General features: G+C 40.3%; 14 protein-coding genes and 1 pseudogene. 12 read left to right on the top strand and 3 right to left on the bottom strand.

All coding sequences use genetic code 11. From position 1 onward, the window contains the following. The first annotated feature begins 5 nt into the window (after positions 1 to 5). Positions 6 to 317 (top strand): PTS fructose transporter subunit IIB, encoded by a 312-nt coding sequence (locus CTN01_RS15550; RefSeq protein WP_045148262.1) that lies wholly within the window; start codon positions 6 to 8, stop codon positions 315 to 317. Positions 318 to 329: 12 nt separating this feature from the next. After that, entirely contained in the window at positions 330 to 1,118 is a 789-nt protein-coding gene (locus CTN01_RS15555; protein WP_045148263.1) for a PTS sugar transporter subunit IIA, read from the top strand. Here CTN01_RS15555 and CTN01_RS15560 read toward each other — a convergent pair. Further along, a complete protein-coding gene (locus tag CTN01_RS15560) occupies positions 1,090 to 1,956 on the bottom strand; it encodes a helix-turn-helix transcriptional regulator (protein ID WP_107342188.1) in 867 nt (288 codons plus the stop codon). The genes CTN01_RS15555 and CTN01_RS15560 overlap by 29 nt on opposite strands. 276 nt (positions 1,957 to 2,232) lie before the next feature. Between CTN01_RS15560 and manA the strand changes: the two genes are divergently transcribed. The 3 genes from manA to aroC all read left to right on the top strand — a co-directional run bounded on the left by manA (position 2,233) and on the right by aroC (position 7,010). Next, complete coding sequence (manA, locus tag CTN01_RS15565; RefSeq protein WP_045148265.1) at positions 2,233 to 3,432, top strand: mannose-6-phosphate isomerase, class I; 1,200 nt, start codon at positions 2,233 to 2,235, stop codon at positions 3,430 to 3,432. A gap of 405 nt (positions 3,433 to 3,837) precedes the next feature. Continuing rightward, complete coding sequence (locus tag CTN01_RS15570; protein WP_045148266.1) at positions 3,838 to 5,742, top strand: PTS fructose transporter subunit IIABC; 1,905 nt, start codon at positions 3,838 to 3,840, stop codon at positions 5,740 to 5,742. Positions 5,743 to 5,924: 182 nt separating this feature from the next. Beyond that, positions 5,925 to 7,010, top strand: coding sequence for a chorismate synthase (gene aroC, locus CTN01_RS15575; protein ID WP_045148268.1), 1,086 nt, complete (start codon positions 5,925 to 5,927; stop codon positions 7,008 to 7,010). An 80-nt stretch (positions 7,011 to 7,090) separates the two neighbouring features. Here aroC and CTN01_RS15580 read toward each other — a convergent pair whose 3' ends face one another. Then, positions 7,091 to 7,711, bottom strand: a complete 621-nt coding sequence (locus tag CTN01_RS15580) for a trimeric intracellular cation channel family protein (RefSeq protein ID WP_045148269.1) — start codon at positions 7,709 to 7,711, stop codon at positions 7,091 to 7,093. A 315-nt stretch (positions 7,712 to 8,026) separates the two neighbouring features. On the opposite strand from CTN01_RS15580, the gene CTN01_RS15585 reads away from it, so the two are divergent. From CTN01_RS15585 to CTN01_RS15610, 6 genes and pseudogenes are all read left to right on the top strand, one after another. Beyond that, positions 8,027 to 8,563, top strand: coding sequence for an elongation factor P hydroxylase (locus tag CTN01_RS15585; RefSeq protein WP_045148271.1), 537 nt, complete (start codon positions 8,027 to 8,029; stop codon positions 8,561 to 8,563). Positions 8,564 to 8,592: 29 nt separating this feature from the next. Beyond that, the gene (locus tag CTN01_RS15590) at positions 8,593 to 8,853 is read left to right on the top strand and encodes a YfcL family protein (RefSeq protein ID WP_045148272.1); all 261 of its coding nucleotides are present in this window, start codon (positions 8,593 to 8,595) and stop codon (positions 8,851 to 8,853) included. Positions 8,854 to 8,875: 22 nt separating this feature from the next. Next, positions 8,876 to 9,934, top strand: coding sequence for an LPS O-antigen chain length determinant protein WzzB (locus CTN01_RS15595; RefSeq protein WP_045148274.1), 1,059 nt, complete (start codon positions 8,876 to 8,878; stop codon positions 9,932 to 9,934). Positions 9,935 to 10,043: 109 nt separating this feature from the next. Next, a pseudogene (locus tag CTN01_RS15600) lies at positions 10,044 to 10,484 on the top strand (arsenate reductase/protein-tyrosine-phosphatase family protein). Between the two features lie 177 nt (positions 10,485 to 10,661). Then, positions 10,662 to 12,035, top strand: coding sequence for an MBL fold metallo-hydrolase (locus CTN01_RS15605; protein WP_045148275.1), 1,374 nt, complete (start codon positions 10,662 to 10,664; stop codon positions 12,033 to 12,035). Positions 12,036 to 12,346: 311 nt separating this feature from the next. Beyond that, on the top strand, positions 12,347 to 13,645 hold the full coding sequence (locus CTN01_RS15610) for a glycoside hydrolase family 18 protein (RefSeq protein ID WP_045148276.1): 1,299 nt from the start codon (positions 12,347 to 12,349) through the stop codon (positions 13,643 to 13,645). Between the two features lie 72 nt (positions 13,646 to 13,717). Here the strand turns inward: CTN01_RS15610 and mnmC are convergent, their stop codons facing one another. After that, positions 13,718 to 15,775: a bifunctional tRNA (5-methylaminomethyl-2-thiouridine)(34)-methyltransferase MnmC2/FAD-dependent 5-carboxymethylaminomethyl-2-thiouridine(34) oxidoreductase MnmC1 gene (gene mnmC, locus CTN01_RS15615; RefSeq protein ID WP_045148277.1), complete on the bottom strand. Its 2,058-nt coding sequence runs from the start codon at positions 15,773 to 15,775 to the stop codon at positions 13,718 to 13,720. A gap of 333 nt (positions 15,776 to 16,108) precedes the next feature. Between mnmC and fabB the strand changes: the two genes are divergently transcribed. After that, positions 16,109 to 17,323, top strand: a complete 1,215-nt coding sequence (fabB, locus tag CTN01_RS15620) for a beta-ketoacyl-ACP synthase I (RefSeq protein ID WP_045148278.1) — start codon at positions 16,109 to 16,111, stop codon at positions 17,321 to 17,323. Positions 17,324 to 17,327: the final 4 nt, after the last annotated feature.

A 17,327-nucleotide genomic window follows, 5' to 3' on the forward strand; every position in this document is an offset into this window, starting at 1 on the left:
ATAGAATGAAAATTGTTGCTGTAACAGCTTGTCCTACGGGAATCGCCCATACTTACATGGCAGCAGATGCGCTAAATAAAACAGCTCATAAAATGGGAATTCAGATCCACGTTGAAACGCAAGGTGCGATGGGGATTGAAGATCAGTTAACACTGCAAGATATTGCTAAAGCAGATTTAACCTTGATTGCTTCAGATATCGAAGTAGAACAGCGGAGCCGATTTACTGGCAGTAAAATCCATTGTGTTACTATTGAAGAGGTTTTGGTTGATCCAGAAGCTGTGCTAAAACGCTGCCAGCAATTAATCACCCAATAGCAGGGCATTACGATGTTGGAAAGACGCCTTACGTTCTATTGTGGTCACACTGGATTACCTCTTTTTCAGTTAGACAAATTGAAAAAGCTCGCCAGCTATTTTACTGCCGATGTGGAGGTGTTTAACTTGCAACTGTTACGCTCTGAGTCGGTCACTAAGCCTCTTCATGTTTCAACACTTGCAAGTAAATCTTATCAGTTGTGTCAGCTTGTTATCACAGGCGCAGATGCAGAATTAGCCCTATTGGTACTGACTGATTTTATTCACGAATATGCTTGTCCGTTATTGTTGCCATCGAGCGATAGTAAGGGAAATAGTATTTTAAAACAGCGGATGGCAATGCTGGATTTCCCTCTTTCTTTCATCACGCCGAAAAAAATTCAGGTCGATAATACTAAAGCACAATTATTAGCAACGATGACACGCTCGCTGGTGGATGAAAAGGTGATTAAAGTCGATGACTATCAAGAAGTGTTAGCTGCGATAGAAAAGCGTGAAAGTATTTCTGCGACTGTGATGGGGAATGGTATTGCGATGCCCCATGTGATGATAGAACCCATTACTCAGCCTGCAATGGTGATTTCTTGTTGTCAGCAAATGGATTGGCATAGCGCACGAGGAGATGTAAGTAAGGTATTGATGATGGTATTACCTAAGCCCTTATCGCGTTCAGTACTAATGGCTTTTTCTCGGTTTTCAAAGCAACTACTACAAGATCGTTATGCAGATGCTTTGCGCCAAGCCTCTGATAGTAATGTTATACAAGCGCTAATCATTGAGGCGATGCTAGCGTCTGATTAAGGCTGCGATATTCAGTTGGTGTACGACCTGTTTTGTTTTTAAATACCCGACAGAAGTAATTCATATCTTGAAACCCGCATCGGGTTGCTACTTCCGCTAAACGAAAATTGTATTTCTTGAGCATAAATTTTGCGCGTTCTAACCGTACCCAACAGATGTAATCTGCTAATCGCATATGTCCCTGCTGTCTGAATAAGCGCGAGAGGTGGTTCGGGGTAATGTTAAAACGATGAGCAATAGATTCTCGGCTGATCGCGCGGTGAAAGTTTTCTTGAATATAAATACAGATCCCTTGATAGAGATCTTCACAACGATTTTTTTTCACTCTATCTGGGGTATAGAGCATAGAGCGGCTATAACTAAGGAGCGCCAACAAGAGGTATTCATCCATTGGTTTCTTCGTTGACTCTTTTGCCAGCATATTCAATGCCGATAAAATAGGATCAATAGCATGTCCTGTCGCGGCTTGGATTGAGTGTTTTTGCACATCAAAAAAGTGAGGATTATCTTTGCTTTTGCTGACTAAACTAAAACCAATTTGTCTTTTACCAAATAGTAGGCTCAATACCGAGCATTCCGTATCCCAATTGGGTTTATTCCAACAGTTCGGTGGAATATACAGGGCATCTCCTAGCATCAAGTTAATATCTCGAATGCCATACTCGCCGTCTTCTAATTGATTCACATACTCGCCTTTAAGCACCAATTCAAGGCGGGGAAAATTCACTTGATAACTAAATAGTGGTGGTGCGGTGTGATCATTAGCAAACCAAATATGGTTAAAGCTTTCTCGCTCTTCGAGAATAGAATCAATAAGATTAAGAAATACGGTATCCATAATTTGCGTTAAGTCACCCAATGTTGTGAGGTATTGTGAGTTAGCTATAAATATTTATGGCTGTTTTTGTTATAGTGCAGCGCATTATTTTGTAAAACATAACTCACTTAATGGATTGTATCGAATAAGGGCTTATGGTGACCTGATTGATGTACCACTTTTTGACTTATGTAACATTTAGCATTGCTTAAATGGTATTCCCCTTCGTTCTTTTTAGATTTGCTAAGTGGAATACGATTTCATCGATGCACAACGATAATAAATTTAGGAATTAATATGGCTGGTACTCACCGCTCTGTGTTTTTTAAAATGAATAATGTGATTCAAGATTATGCATGGGGAAGTATAACCTCGATTGAATCTTTATTTGGTATCGCGAACCCTGATGCTAAACCACAAGCAGAATTATGGATGGGCGCTCATGCGAATGGCTGCTCTGAAATTGAGGTTCAGGGAAAAGTGGTAAAGTTGTCTGACTTCATTGCAACGGATCCTGATGCGATCATCGGTGCGCAAACCCAGCAACAATTTGGTGAGCTGCCGTATTTATTTAAAGTGTTAGCGGCAGAAAAGGCACTGTCTATTCAGGTTCACCCAAATAAGCAGCAAGCAGAAGTAGGCTTTGCCAAAGAAGAGCAAATGGGCATTGCGCGTAATGCGGCGAACCGTAATTACAAAGATCCAAACCACAAGCCAGAGTTAGTTTTTGCGTTAACACCGTACCAAGCGATGAATGGTTTCCGCCAAATTGAAGACATTGCTGCGCAGTTCAATGCACTTGAAATTACGGCTATTTGTGAGTTAGTTGCTGCATTTAATGCCAATCAAACGGAAGTAGGTTTACGGGATTTCTTTACTGCAATGTTATCGCTAGAAGGTGAGCAAAAAGCTTCAGCGGTAAACGCATTATTGGCTTATAGTGAAGCACATAAAGATCTGCCATTGTTTGCTTTATTATTAGATTTAGCTGAACAATATCCTGGTGATATCGGTTTATTTGCGCCGTTAATGTTAAATGTATTAACTCTTCAACCAGGTGAGGCGATGTTCCTTAGTGCCTGTACGCCACATGCCTACATTAAAGGTACAGGTTTAGAGATCATGGCGAACTCCGATAATGTATTGCGCGCTGGTTTAACGCCAAAATACATGGATGTTCCTGAGCTCGTTGCAAACACCTATTTCACGTCAATGGCGTTTGATTCATTGTTGTTAGCCCCAACACAAGCAGAAAACGGTTTACATTATGCTATCCCAGTTCCTGATTTTAAGTTCAGTGTTTATAAGCAAGTAGATAACATTAGTCTTACTGTGAATAGTGCTGAAATCGTCTTTGCCATTGATGCACCAGTAACATTGACCCATAGTAATGGTGATAGTGTCGTGATAGAGAAAGGTCAGTCTGTATTTATTCCCGCTTATACTGAGCAGTATCAAGTAACTTGTGTTGGTACATTTGCCCGCGCCTACAACTAAGCTGATCTAACGTCCTAGCACTTATTTAAAGCGACAGAATATTCTGTCGCTTTTTTTATTTTTGATAGTGTGAAGTATTTCACTAAAAGTAGGCTGAGATTAAACATTAGATGTGTGTTATCTCTAGTTATTAAAAATTTAGCGTTACAGATTGTAGTATGTGTTTTAACTTCTGTTTTTATTTAAGGTTCTGATAAATGGTATTTTTTACCTTGGTTTTATTCGTTTTTTTATGTTCAGATAAAGTGTGTGATAGTTCACATCCTTATTGTTAGGTTACATTTATCCAGCTAAAGCCTTTTTTATGCTCTATTTTGAAGCTGCCAAACACCAGACAATATTCCCATACTCAAATCCATCAAATTCAGTGTGATGGGCGATAAAAATAATTCTTGGGGATAGAACATGATCACTTCCTTGATCAACGAAAGCTTAATTAACCTTAATCTTAAGGCGAAAACCAAAGATGACGTGTTTAATGAAATGGCTGAAATCTTGGCAGCGCAAGGGCGCGTGGCTGATAAAACGCAATTCATTGCTGATGTAAAAGCACGTGAAGAATTAGGCAATACAGGATTTGAAGAAGGGATCGCTATCCCTCATGCGAAAAGTGCAGCCGTTGCACAACCTGCGGTAGCGATTGGTGTTAGCCGTACAGGTATTGAATACGGCGCAGAAGATGGTAAACCATCACAACTGTTTTTCATGATTGCATCACCTGATAATGGCGATAACCATCATATTGAAGTCTTAGCTGAGCTTTCTTCAAAGCTGATTGAAGATGGTTTTGTTGAGAAGTTCTTAGCCGCTAAGACTGAAAAAGAAGCCTTAGCTTTGTTACTTGAAGAAAAAGAGCAAGTTGTCACGCAAGCACAAACAAAAGGTTTGATCATTGGTGTGACAGGCTGCCCAGTTGGTATTTCTCATACTTACCTTGCCGCAGAGGCGTTGGAAAAAGCTGGTGCTGAGCTTGGTTATGAAATTAAAGTTGAAACTAATGGTTCGATTGGTGTCAAGAATTCCCCAACAGCTGAAGAAATTGCACGTGCAGAAGCGATTGTGGTTAGCTGTGATAAGCAAGTCGACATGGCTCGCTTTGCAGGTAAAAAACTGATTAAAACTGGCGTAAAAGCGCCAATTAAAGATGCCAAAGGTGTTATTCAACAAGCGTTAGTGGCGAAAACTTATGAAGCTGATGGTGATGACACCTCTGACTCTAGCGAAAGCAAAGTCGCGCAAACTCGTTCGAACTTATATCGCTATTTGATGAACGGTGTATCGCACATGATCCCGTTTGTGGTTACAGGTGGTTTGTTAATTGCATTATCACTGGCCATTGGTGGTCAACCAACTGATTCTGGTATGCAAATACCAGCGGGTAGCCTATGGCAAAAAGTGCTTGATGTTGGTGTTGTTGCATTTACCTTAATGATCCCAATTCTGGCGGGTTACATTGCTTTTGCGATTGGTGATCGTCCTGCATTAGCACCGGGTTTCATTGGTGGTTGGATTGCTAATAACGGTTCATTTTATGACGCAAGTGCGGGTACTGGCTTTATTGGTGCCATTGTTGCAGGCTTGCTGGTGGGTTACTTCGTTCGTTGGGTTGCAACACGTAATTACCATAAGATGGTGCAGCCATTAGTGCCGATTCTTATTGCGCCAATTACCGGTACCTTGTTTATCGCTAGCTTATTTATCTTCGTTATTGGTGCGCCAATCGCTGGATTGATGGATAGCATGAATAGCATGCTTACTGAAATGAGCACAGGTAACGTGGTTCTACTTGGTATTGTTCTGGGTGGTATGGCCGGCTTTGATATGGGCGGTCCTTTTAACAAAGTCGCGTTCTTGTTCTCTGTCGGTATGATTGCCAACGGGCAAACACAGTTCATGGGTGCGATGGCTTGTGCGATCCCTGTTGCTCCTTTAGGTATGGGCTTAGCAACGGTACTTGGTCGTAAGTTAAATATTTTCGAGCAATCAGAAGTTGAAGCAGGTAAAGCTGCAGGTGCAATGGGCTTAGTAGGTATCTCTGAAGGTGCAATTCCATTTGCTGCGCAAGATCCACTATCGGTGATCCCAGCAAACGTGCTAGGTAGTATGGTTGCCGCAGTGATGGCGTTCTCTTTTGGTATTACCAACAGTGTGGCACACGGTGGTCCCGTGGTGGCATTACTTGGTGCGATGAATAAACCTGCACTTGCGCTACTATGTATGGCATCTGGTATGGTCGTTACAGCTCTTGTTGCAGTAACACTTAAGAAAGTACGTAAAGCGAAGGCTGAACGAGTATTAGCAACTGCTTAATCTCTAATTTAAAGATTTAAAGAAGAGCGATAGGTGAAAGCCTGTCGCCTTTTTGTTTCTGAAAGGCTGCACTGGCGGTAATTTGCACACTTGTTCTTGCAATCTATCGGACAACTTTGCACTATGTCAGTATTAGTAAAATTAAAAGTGCATGTAAGCATAGAGATATCACAGAGGAAGTAATGGCAGGAAATACGATTGGACAACTATTTCGCGTCACCACATTTGGCGAAAGCCATGGCTTGGCGCTGGGCTGTATTATAGATGGCTGCCCGCCGGGACTCGCATTAACTGAAGCTGATATGCAGCATGATTTGGATCGCCGTCGACCGGGAACATCAAAATATACTACGCAACGTCGCGAACCTGATGAAGTGAAAATTCTATCTGGCGTATTTGAAGGTGTAACAACGGGCACATCTATCGGCTTATTGATTGAAAATACCGATCAACGCTCTAAAGATTACTCAAATATTCAAGACTTATTTCGTCCAGGACATGCCGATTACACCTACCATCAAAAATATGGCGTACGTGATTATCGTGGTGGTGGTCGCTCATCTGCTCGTGAGACGGCAATGCGTGTTGCTGCTGGCTCTGTGGCAAAGAAATACTTAAAACAAGTACATGGTATTGAAGTACGCGCTTACCTATCACAAATGGGTGATGTGAAAATTGATAAGGTCGATTGGGATCAAATTGAGCAAAACGCCTTTTTCTGCCCTGATGTTGATAAAGTTGAAGCTTACGATGAATTGATCCGTAAGTTGAAAAAAGAAGGCGACTCAATCGGTGCGAAAATTACCGTGGTTGCGAAAAATGTCCCTGTTGGTTTAGGTGAACCCGTTTTTGATCGTTTAGACGCTGATATAGCTCATTCACTAATGAGTATCAATGCAGTTAAAGGTGTTGAGATCGGTGATGGTTTTGATGTAGTAGATCAACGTGGCAGTGAACACCGTGATGCGATGACACCGAAAGGTTTTAAAACCAATCATGCTGGTGGCATTTTAGGTGGTATTTCATCTGGTCAAGATGTTGTGGCACATATTGCCCTTAAGCCAACATCAAGTATTACGGTTCCGGGTGAAACTATTACTAAACAGGGTGAGACTGCTGAAGTTGTGACGAAAGGTCGCCACGACCCATGTGTAGGTATTCGTGCAGTACCTATTGCTGAAGCTATGTTAGCGATTACTTTAATGGATCACCTGTTACGTCATCGTGGTCAAAACGCAGATGTTGTTACTGATACACCTAAAATTTAATTAAACAGACATCTATAAATAAGCCACGCTTGAATGAATTTAGCGTGGCTTTGTTTTATCTGGTAATAATACCTTGAGTTTTAGTGGAAGGTTTCTTCTTTAAACTCAAACACAGGTAAGCTCCAGCTAAAATAGACAGCAGCCATACGTAGGCTAAAACCTGTAATTAAAGTAATGAGTGTGGTTATATCAGGATGGACACCTATATAAGACATGGCGTAATACATAATGCCTGCAATAAATGCGACCGATGCATAAAGCTCTTTGTGTAGTACCATCGGTTTACGACGAGTGATCATATCACGAAGTAAACCACCAAATACGCCAGTCACAACCGCTGCAACGACACAAATAATCGGAGAAAGTCCCATTGTCATTGCAACTTGACATCCAATAATGCTAAACACGATTAAGCCGATAGCATCGAGCAAGATAAACACTTTGTGAAAACGTACAACCCAACGCGCAAAATAGGTAGTTAAGATCCCTGCGATACAAGTGATCACCAAGTATTGTGGGTGTGCAACCCAACCTAAAGGGTAATGACCGAGTAAAATATCTCGCACTGTCCCGCCACCAATTGCAGTAGCACTTGCAACTAGCATTACTCCAAACCAATCCATGTGGCGTTTGCCTGCTGCTAACGCACCGGTCATTGCTTCTGCAGTAATGCCAATAATGTATAAAATTGAAAGCAGCATGATAACAATCGTCCTAAAATAAATTGAGCTGATTGTATTTGTGATAGTTATCTACTTCTAATGAAAAGAAAATAATTTTGCATGAATTTAATTCATCCTAAATTAATGGCAGAGTATTTAAGTTTGTTATGCTTCGAGTGGCGTATTCTGTTTTTGATTAAAGTAGTTGACTGAAAAGTAAGCAAAAATTGTTATGTCTTTATAAAATGACAAGAACATGACGTTTGTCATAGCCTGTTACCTTAAGAATATTCGCACTTAGATTCACTGCATTGTATAATCGATAAGTTATGTATTTCAGAAGTTGCCATTAGTATGAGGCATGATTACAACGACTTAATCGTTATTTTCAATGGGTTATTTTTAGAAAGTCTCAATACAGAGTTACTTCTAGGCGGTGAAGAGCCAATTTATCTGCCTGCTTCTAGTGAGCGACAGCATAATCAGATAATTTTTGCCCGTGGCTATTTTGCCTCGGCAATGCATGAGTTAGCACACTGGTGTATCGCAGGTGTAGAACGACGCAAATTAGAAGATTATGGTTATTGGTATGAACCAGATGGACGCTCTGAGGCAGTTCAAGCAGCGTTCGAGAAAGTAGAGATTAAACCACAGGCCATCGAGTGGATTTTATCAGCAAGTTGCGGATTTAAATTCCAAGTAAGTTGTGACAACTTACTTGGTGACTGTGAGCCTGATAGGGTAGCGTTCACGTTAAAAGTGCGTGAACAAGTGTTAACCTATTTAGAGTGCGGAACTCCAGAACGGGTAAAGATGCTATCTGATGCGTTCCGAGTTTTTTATGGTATCACAAAGTTAACAGAACAGGACTTCATACAACCCGTTCGATAAAACGAAATGGGTTGTGTATAGGATAGGAAATGACAATTCAAGAATACGAAGAGAAGCTATTATTGCTTATCGACGATGGAATAGACACTGCAACAGATGATGAATTGTTTGCTGGTGGCTATTTGCGTGGACATATTTCACTAGCTGCAGCTGATTGTGAATTAGGAAATGAATCACAACTGTCAGCAATGAAGGAAAAAGTAGAACAAAGTATTGCTGATGCAAAAAGTGAACTTTCGCCATCTGATTATGTTCTTGTGTGCCAAATGTGGCAAAAAATTTCGGCGTAGTTTTTAGGTTTGTGGAAAAATAATGAGTGATATTCAAGCTGTAAATAACTCACCAAGTGATGAGATTGATTTAGTTGAGTTAGTCAAAACTCTTTGGCAAGGTAAGTTGACAATAGCAGTATGTACAGTCGTTTTCACTGTCAGTGCAATTATTTATGCACTGACTGCTCAGCAGTGGTGGATATCGAAAGCTGTCATAACAACTGGGCAGTACCAAAATACCGCTAATATTCGGAGTCAAATAACAAATCTCTATGCTGTTATTAATAATCCTTCAAAAATAAATGGAATTTTGAGTAGTGATACTTTATTAAATGATTACATTACTGAGTTTAATGCTTTTGATAATAAAAAAGCGTTTATTGAAAACAATGAGATCATGAAGCAATATGCTGATGAAGCACAGATTACTGATGAGAATAAAGCACAGTTTATCAATAGCTGGGCAAAAAGAATTTCAGCATCACAGCCAGATAAAAAAAATCAGCCAGGTATTTATCAACTGAGCTTTGAGGCGACGTCCTCAACATTAGCACACGATCTTTTAGTCGCGTACTCAGACGATATTTCAAATAAAGTTCGTAATGATTTAATTGATGAACTTGATGCTAAAATTTCATATCACCAACAAATTTTACAAGCTAACAAAATATCGTTAGAGGCAAATGCTAAGCAACAGCTAGCAAATGAATTAATCAAAACAAATTATGCTTTAGATATGGCTAAATCAGCGGATGTAACTAAACCATTAGCCGATATGAATAATGATGAGTTATTCCAAATCCAGCTTGGAACAGAAGCTCTAGCTGAAAAAAGTAAGGTTCTTAAAAAAATTAAAGATCTTAGTCTGTTCCAGCCTCAGCTTGGAATTATTCAAACTAAATTAGACTTACTCTCTAAAGTTAAAATTGATCATAATCTATCCTTACAAAGTGTTCGCTATTTACAAAAGACTGATTACCCAATCAGTAGTGATAAACCAAAGCGTCTACTCATTGCTGTATTAGGTTTCTTACTTGGTATGATGCTTGGTGTTGCAATTGTTTTATTAAAGAGCGCGTTTAATAAAAGCGTTAAGTAAAATGATTTAATTAAGAAGTAGATATAAAAATTATATGAAAGGCTAAGTACTTATTACTTAGCCTTTTTGTTTATTTTTGGTTATTGAGTAAAGTTAAACGGAGTTAGCCATTTTCAACAAAATCCTCTTAGTATGTGTCGGCAACATTTGTCGCTCTCCTTCGGGTGAACGTATATTGCATAAAAAGTTACCGGATAAACATATCTCTTCTGCAGGTATTGCAACCCAAAAAAGCGGTTTAACAGGAAAGTCTGTAGATGCGATGGCATGTGAGGTGATGGAGCAATATGGTGTGGATTTATCTGATCATAAAGCGCAGTAATTAACGCCTGAGTTATGTTATGAATATGATCTGATTTTAGTGATGGAAAAAGGGCATATTGAAGCTGTAACCAATATTGCTCCTGAAGCACGAGGTAAAACTATGTTGTTTGGACAATGGATTGGTCAACGTGACATTCCAGATCCTTACCGCCAGAGTTGTGAAGCGTTTGAACATTCATTAACTTTAGTGGATAAAGCGGCACAAGCATGGGCGGCTAAACTTTAATTGTCTGTTTATAAATATGGTATATTTATTGAATTAGTAGTACGTTATTTGTGTGTCACAGGGGCGTTTTTCGTTGATTTCGTGAGCCTGCTCTGATTCTAGTTGTTAATATTTCTATCATGGTAATAGCTCTGTCATTATCAAAAATTGGACGAAATATAAACACAAGGAATGTTCGTGGATATTATTCACCATGGAGCAAAAACTGGCGTAACAGGCTCGTGTCATGAGTTAGTGATCGGTAATAGCAGCCTATTAGTTGATTGTGGTCTGTTTCAGGGAGAGGAAAATAAGAATAATAAGTTTGATATTGAATTCGATGTTAAACGGATTGAAGCGCTCTTGATCACTCATAGCCATATTGACCATATTGGCCGTATCCCATGGCTACTTGCTGCAGGTTTTACCGGTCCAATTTATGCGACAGAAGCAACGGCAGCATTATTGCCGTTAATGCTTGAAGATGGTTTAAAAATTCAATTAGGATTTAACTCTCAACAATGTAAGCTGTTTACACAACTTATTCAGCAAAAAATACGTCCTGTCCCTTATGATTGTTGGGCGAAAGTCGTTTTATTAAATGGAGACAGTGTTTCTGTTCGCTTTCGTCAAGCTGGTCATATCTTAGGTTCTGCTTATATCGAAGTAGAGCTTCCTGATCAAAATATTGTAGTATTTAGTGGCGATCTCGGCCCTTGTAATACACCGCTATTAACCGATCCAGTTTCCCCAGACAAAGCTGATGTACTTGTAATTGAAAGTACTTATGGTGACAAAGCCCTACATGATATCCAGCAACGTGAAGCTCATTTGCGGAAAGTTATAGAACATTCATTACAAGATGGTGGAGCAATTTTAATTCCAGCTTTCAGCGTGGGCCGTACACAAGAGCTATTGTTTGATATCGAGAATATATTAGCTGATGTGTTAACAGGTTCGAGTCATGATAATAGCTATCGTCGTTGGAAATCATTACCAGTGATCTTAGATTCACCATTGGCGTTGAAAGTGACGGAGCAATATCGCCATTTTCAAGAGTTTTGGTCGAAAGAAGCAAAAGATCGTCGTTATATGGGGCGTCATCCTCTTTCTTTTGAACAGTGTATTACGATAGAAACACATCAAGATCATATTGAGTTAGTTAATCGTTTAAAGCATTCCGGGGAGCCCGCGATCATCGTCGCTGCAAGTGGGATGTGTGCTGGCGGACGGATTGTTAATTATTTAGAAGCGTTATTATCAGACTCACGAACGGATGTCATTTTTGCTGGATATCAAGCAGAAGGAACACTGGGACGAGTGTTATGTAATGGCGATGAAGTGGTTGAAATTCATGATCAAGTAATTGATGTTAAAGCCAATATTTATCAAATATCTGGCTATTCGGCTCATGCGGCACAAGATGATTTAGTCAAGTTTGTTGCAGGGATCAATGAGGGTCCTGCAGTGATCCGTGTCGTTCACGGTGATGTGGCTGCACAAACACAACTTGCAAAATGTTTACATGACTGTAAGCCCGAAGCCCATGTCATTATTGCTGCTAATGAGTAACAATATGATTAAATAGTGTTTCTAATATATTTCTTTTGAGGGTGATTACGCTGTTTACTCTCAACATAATAAGATGCTTTGTATAGCATAATATTAATGGTTTAAATTTCATTTCAATTATAAATAAGAGCTAAATCTGAAAAATATCTAAAATTTAGTATTTACGCTTCTTATTTATCCCTTCTTATCAATGTTCAAACTAAGGTAGTTATTACTCTATATTGGCTCATTGTTATCTTAGCTGTTGTTCTGATTTTTATTGTGAAGCTAAAAGCATTAGCCGCTAGTTATAATGATAAATAAGGACATTTATGAAAGCGATTTTACCTCTTACGATAGCCGCTCTATTAAGCTCTTCAGCAGTTGCCGCTGATTCTCCTGTTGTGGCGGGTTACTTTGCCGACTGGCAATACAATAATGAAGCTAACCCTTATACTGTTAAAGATATTCCTGCAGATAAGCTTACTCATGTTATTTATGCCTTTTTAAGTATGTGTGGTCCACATCAAGGTGCAAGTGATGCGGTACAGAAACAAATTGAAGTTGCATGTAAGGGGAAAGAGCCTTTTAGTGCGGTGATTGTTGATCAAGTATCAGCATTGCAGAAAGATTTTGGGACGACGAAAGCTAAGGTTGCTTATAAGGGGCATTTCGCTCAGCTCAAAGATTTAAAAAATGAAAAGCCGGAATTAAAAATATTGCCTTCTTTTGGTGGTTGGACGATGTCTGAACCTTTCCATGCAATGGCGAAAGATAAAGCGTCGATTGAACACTTTTCAAAATCAGCTGTTGAACTTATTGCTCAGTATGATTTTTTCGATGGTATTGATTTAGATTGGGAGTACCCAGGTGGTGGCGGTTTAACAACCTCTCCTTGGAATCCAGATACCAAATTATCGGATGAGCAGAAAGCATCAGAAAAAGAAGCGTATACCCATTTAGTGAAAACGCTACGTGCTGAGTTAGATAACTTAGAGAAGAAAACAGGGCGTGAATATGAGCTTTCTACTGCTGTTGGTGTAGGGAGCAAAGCTGAGTCTATTGATTGGGCTGCTGTTGCGCCGTACTTAACTAATATGTTTGCAATGACTTATGATTATTTAGGTGGCTGGGGGACACAAACAGGGCATTTAACGAATCTTCATGCGACTGATAATGGTTGGTGGGGAATGGGCACTGATGTCTTTGTGAATAAAATGATTTCTCTTGGGATCCCTGCTGATAAATTAGTTGTTGGTGCAGCGTTTTATGGTCGAGGTTGGGAAGGAACCAAAGGATTTGATGGTAAAGCTATTCCGAAAGAACTTTCTTCTACACAAGGGGCAAGTTTTGGTACCTCAGCACAAGAGCCCGGTTACTTTATGTATTGGGACTTAAAGCGTAACTATACCAAAGCACAAGGCTATATCTCTGGTTATGACGAGAAAGCTGAGGCGCCTTACTTGTGGAATGAAGAGAAACAAGTCTTTATTAGTTATGATGATTCACGTTCGGTAAAAGCCAAAGCTGATTGGGTGAAGAAAAACAAGCTTGCTGGTCTTTTTGTATGGGATTTATCTGGCGATGAAAATAATGAACTAATGAATGTTATGTCGGCAGAATTGAAGTAACGGTAAAATACAGAAAGCGCAATAAATTACCCGCTAGTAATTAGAGGATAGTTATTGCGCTTTTTTATTAATTTATAGTACCTGAATTGCTTTGCCTTTAAGTAGCTTTCTTACCCACATACGACCAGGGTGGAGCGCTTCAAGTACGTCAAGTGGTAGTGGTAATGGATCACCACAAATTTGCGATGCTAAGAGTTCGCCGAGTAATGGAGCCGAACTTAATCCACGAGAGCCTAAACCAACAATAGCAAAAAGATTGCTATAGATTGGGGCTGCTTTCGCTGATATTTGATTATCTCTAAGATCATCGTATTGCTGTAATAAATCATCATAACGACAAACATTACCCACATACGGTAAGTGATCTCGGACTGCACAACGAATACCAACACGTGCTCTGTTGTGAACATCAAAGCCATCTATATCAATTTTTTTAGGCCACTCAACATTAGGTAAGCAGTTTACTAACCGTTGCTTGTTATCTTGTTGGTCGTTTTCATTAAAATTAAGATCAATATTACGACGATCGTAACTTGCTCCAATGCAGTGACTTTGGGTTTCTGGATTTATTGGAGTGAGATAGCCGTCATAACAAAGCACCGTTTTTAGCTCGCCCAGTGATGGGTTGGTCGGCACGTGGCTGACTTGCCCGCGTACAGAAGAAGCAGGGATCTGCTGGGTTTGAGGGTATTGATTAAAGCGGTGACCATTAGCCAAAATAACTGTGCTATGCCGCGTTTCACTACCATCTGTAAAAGTCAGTTGCCATTGAGTTTTGTTAACTTGTTCTAGCTGACATAATTCTTTTTGTGTTTGTAGCGTCAGTTTCCCTTCATTAACGGCATGTTCAATTAACGCTGTAGTTAACTCTTTAGGTGATAACCATCCGCCAAGTGGGTAATGAACACTTTCAAAACCGGTTTCAACCCCCGTGATTTGTTTGGTTTGTTCCTTATCGAGATGATGAACAAGTTCAGATGCAAAACCACCATTGATGATATTTGCGAGCTTATGGCTTGATTTATCATCCCACGCCAACTGAGTTACGCCACACCAGTTATGACTAAAATCGCTGTGAATTGCGACTTGCTCTATAAGTTGTCGCGCATAGATAAAAGCGCTAGAGAAAAAACGGGATAACTTATCATTATTACCATTCAATAGCGGGTAGACAGCGCCTTGTCGGTTGCCTGATGCACCTTCAGCAAGTTCATTGTCAGCGCAATATAATGTGACATTTTGACCTCGACGAAGCAAAGCCAGTGCTGTAGTTGCAGATGCGATACCGCCACCAATAATAGCAATATTTGCGTTTAGCTCTGTTTGTGCTTCACGATTATACCAAGGCATAATGTTCGCTTTATGTTGGCGTTCAACAACGTGACCTACGATCATGTCACGTTTAGTACCAAAGCCCTTGGTTTTGCGCATATCAAAACCGGCTTCTATTAACCCTCGACGAACAAAGCCCGCAGCTGTAAAGGTTGCTACGCTACAATCTTTACGTGCCATTTTAACCATGCCGTTGAATAAGTTTTGGTTCCACATTTCAGGATTTTTGCTAGGGGCAAAACCATCGAGGAACCATGCATCGACGATCCCCTCATCGCCAACCCATACTTGAGGCATACAATCTTTGATATCACCAAACCAGAGGTCTAAGGTGATCATGCCATCTTCTAATACGATACGATGACAATCTTTAATAGCGGGCGGGTAATGAGTATGAAGCTGCTCTGCAAGCTCTGCAAGTTCAGGCCATGCTTGATGGGCTTTAATCAAATCTTGTTGAGTTACCGGGAATTTTTCAAAGCTAATAAAGTGTAGCTCTGTGGTTGTAGCGTCAGGATGTTGAGATCGGTATTCTTTAAATGCTTTCCATACGGCTAAAAAGTTTAATCCGGTACCAAACCCTGTTTCTGCAATAACAAAACGACGACGGTCACCGTCAATCCAACGCTCAGGTAAGCCATTTTGCTTAATGAAAACATAGCGCGTTTCTTCTAATCCATTGACGTTGGAGAAGTAGACATCATCAAAGTTATTTGAGACGGGTGTTCCCACGTCGTTCCAATCAAGAACGGCATTTTCAATTTGTAAGATGGATTTTTCTTGTTGTGAAGAAGACAAAGGGGGAACCTCTTTTATAACGGACAAACGATAATGGAAAACTTGGTTTAAATATCACCACTTTTAGGCGTAATATAGAAAGAAATGGCAATTTTGAACCGATTGTACCCGAATATCAGGAAAGCTGACCACTTTTTACCGCCAAAGCCGTTATAGTCGATGGCTCTGTTATATCGGTATAACAAACGCCAAACCGCTTTAAGATATGATGTTCCGTTAAAGACGGTATAATTACTGTTATGAACGCGCATCTTAAAGCCGTTTGGGAGTAAACCCGCCGTAGAGATAGCTCACGGTTAGGCTATATCCAATTAATTTTAGTAGGAAGTCATCATGAAACGAGCCGTAATTACAGGCATGGGCATTGTATCTAGTATTGGTAACAACGTTGCAGAAGTACTAGAGTCATTGAAAACAGGCAAGTCAGGCATTAATTTTTCTGAGCAGTTTGCTGAAATGAAACTACGTTCAAATGTTTGGGGTGATTTAAAAATTAACCCAGCAGAACATATTGATCGTAAGAAAATGCGTTTCATGGGTGATGCAGCGGCTTTTGCTTACCTATCAATGGAGCAAGCGGTTGCCGATTCTGGCTTAGCTGAAGATCAAGTTTCTAACGAACGTACAGGTTTAGTTGCAGGTTCTGGCGGTGCATCATCGCATAACCAATACGTTGCTGTTGATACGTTACGTGAAAAAGGCGTAAAGCGTGTAGGTCCTTACATGGTGCCACGTACAATGTCTTCAACGGTTTCTGCGTGTTTAGCAACACCGTTTAAGATCCGTGGTGTGAACTACACTATGAGCTCAGCATGTGCAACATCTGCACACTGTATTGGTCACGCATTAGAGCTAATCCAACTGGGCAAGCAAGACGTTGTTTTTGCAGGTGGTGGTGAAGAGCTAGATTGGTCATTAACGATGATGTTTGACGCAATGGGCGCACTATCAACTAAGTACAATGATGATCCATCAAAAGCATCACGTACTTATGATGCTGATCGTGATGGTTTCGTGATTTCTGGTGGTGGCGGTATGGTTGTCGTTGAAGAGCTAGAACACGCATTAGCACGTGGCGCAAAAATTTACGGTGAGATCGTCGGTTATGGCGCAACATCTGATGGTTACGATATGGTTGCACCTTCTGGTGAAGGCGCAGTTCGTTGTATGAAGATGGCGATGCAAGATCTAGATGTGCCTGTTGACTACATCAATACTCACGGTACATCAACACCCGTTGGTGATGTGAAAGAGCTAGGTGCAATCCAAGAGCTATTTGGCGAAAACAGCCCAGCGATTTCAGCAACAAAAGCCATGACGGGTCACGCATTGGGTGCGGCAGGTGTTCATGAAGCGATTTATTCAACACTGATGCTAGAGCACGGTTTCGTTGCACCAAGCATCAATATTGATAATCTAGATGAAGCAGCACAAGGTCTTGATATTGTGACTGATAAGCGTGATGTTGAACTGAAAACTGTAATGTCTAACAGTTTTGGTTTTGGTGGTACTAACGCAACACTAGTGATCAAGAAATACGAAGCATAATCGT

The organism is Photobacterium angustum, from assembly GCF_003026365.1.
Classification (GTDB): domain Bacteria; phylum Pseudomonadota; class Gammaproteobacteria; order Enterobacterales; family Vibrionaceae; genus Photobacterium; species Photobacterium angustum.

Bases quoted from the DNA above. Each gene is read 5' to 3' on its own strand.
- CTN01_RS15550 (WP_045148262.1), top strand. From the start codon at position 6: ATGAAAATTGTTGCTGTAACAGCTTGTCCTACGGGAATCGCCCATACT.
- CTN01_RS15555 (WP_045148263.1), top strand. From the start codon at position 330: ATGTTGGAAAGACGCCTTACGTTCTATTGTGGTCACACTGGATTACCT.
- CTN01_RS15560 (WP_107342188.1), bottom strand. From the start codon at position 1,956: ATGGATACCGTATTTCTTAATCTTATTGATTCTATTCTCGAAGAGCGA.
- manA (WP_045148265.1), top strand. From the start codon at position 2,233: ATGGCTGGTACTCACCGCTCTGTGTTTTTTAAAATGAATAATGTGATT.
- CTN01_RS15570 (WP_045148266.1), top strand. From the start codon at position 3,838: ATGATCACTTCCTTGATCAACGAAAGCTTAATTAACCTTAATCTTAAG.
- aroC (WP_045148268.1), top strand. From the start codon at position 5,925: ATGGCAGGAAATACGATTGGACAACTATTTCGCGTCACCACATTTGGC.
- CTN01_RS15580 (WP_045148269.1), bottom strand. From the start codon at position 7,711: ATGCTGCTTTCAATTTTATACATTATTGGCATTACTGCAGAAGCAATG.
- CTN01_RS15585 (WP_045148271.1), top strand. From the start codon at position 8,027: ATGAGGCATGATTACAACGACTTAATCGTTATTTTCAATGGGTTATTT.
- CTN01_RS15590 (WP_045148272.1), top strand. From the start codon at position 8,593: ATGACAATTCAAGAATACGAAGAGAAGCTATTATTGCTTATCGACGAT.
- CTN01_RS15595 (WP_045148274.1), top strand. From the start codon at position 8,876: ATGAGTGATATTCAAGCTGTAAATAACTCACCAAGTGATGAGATTGAT.
- CTN01_RS15610 (WP_045148276.1), top strand. From the start codon at position 12,347: ATGAAAGCGATTTTACCTCTTACGATAGCCGCTCTATTAAGCTCTTCA.
- fabB (WP_045148278.1), top strand. From the start codon at position 16,109: ATGAAACGAGCCGTAATTACAGGCATGGGCATTGTATCTAGTATTGGT.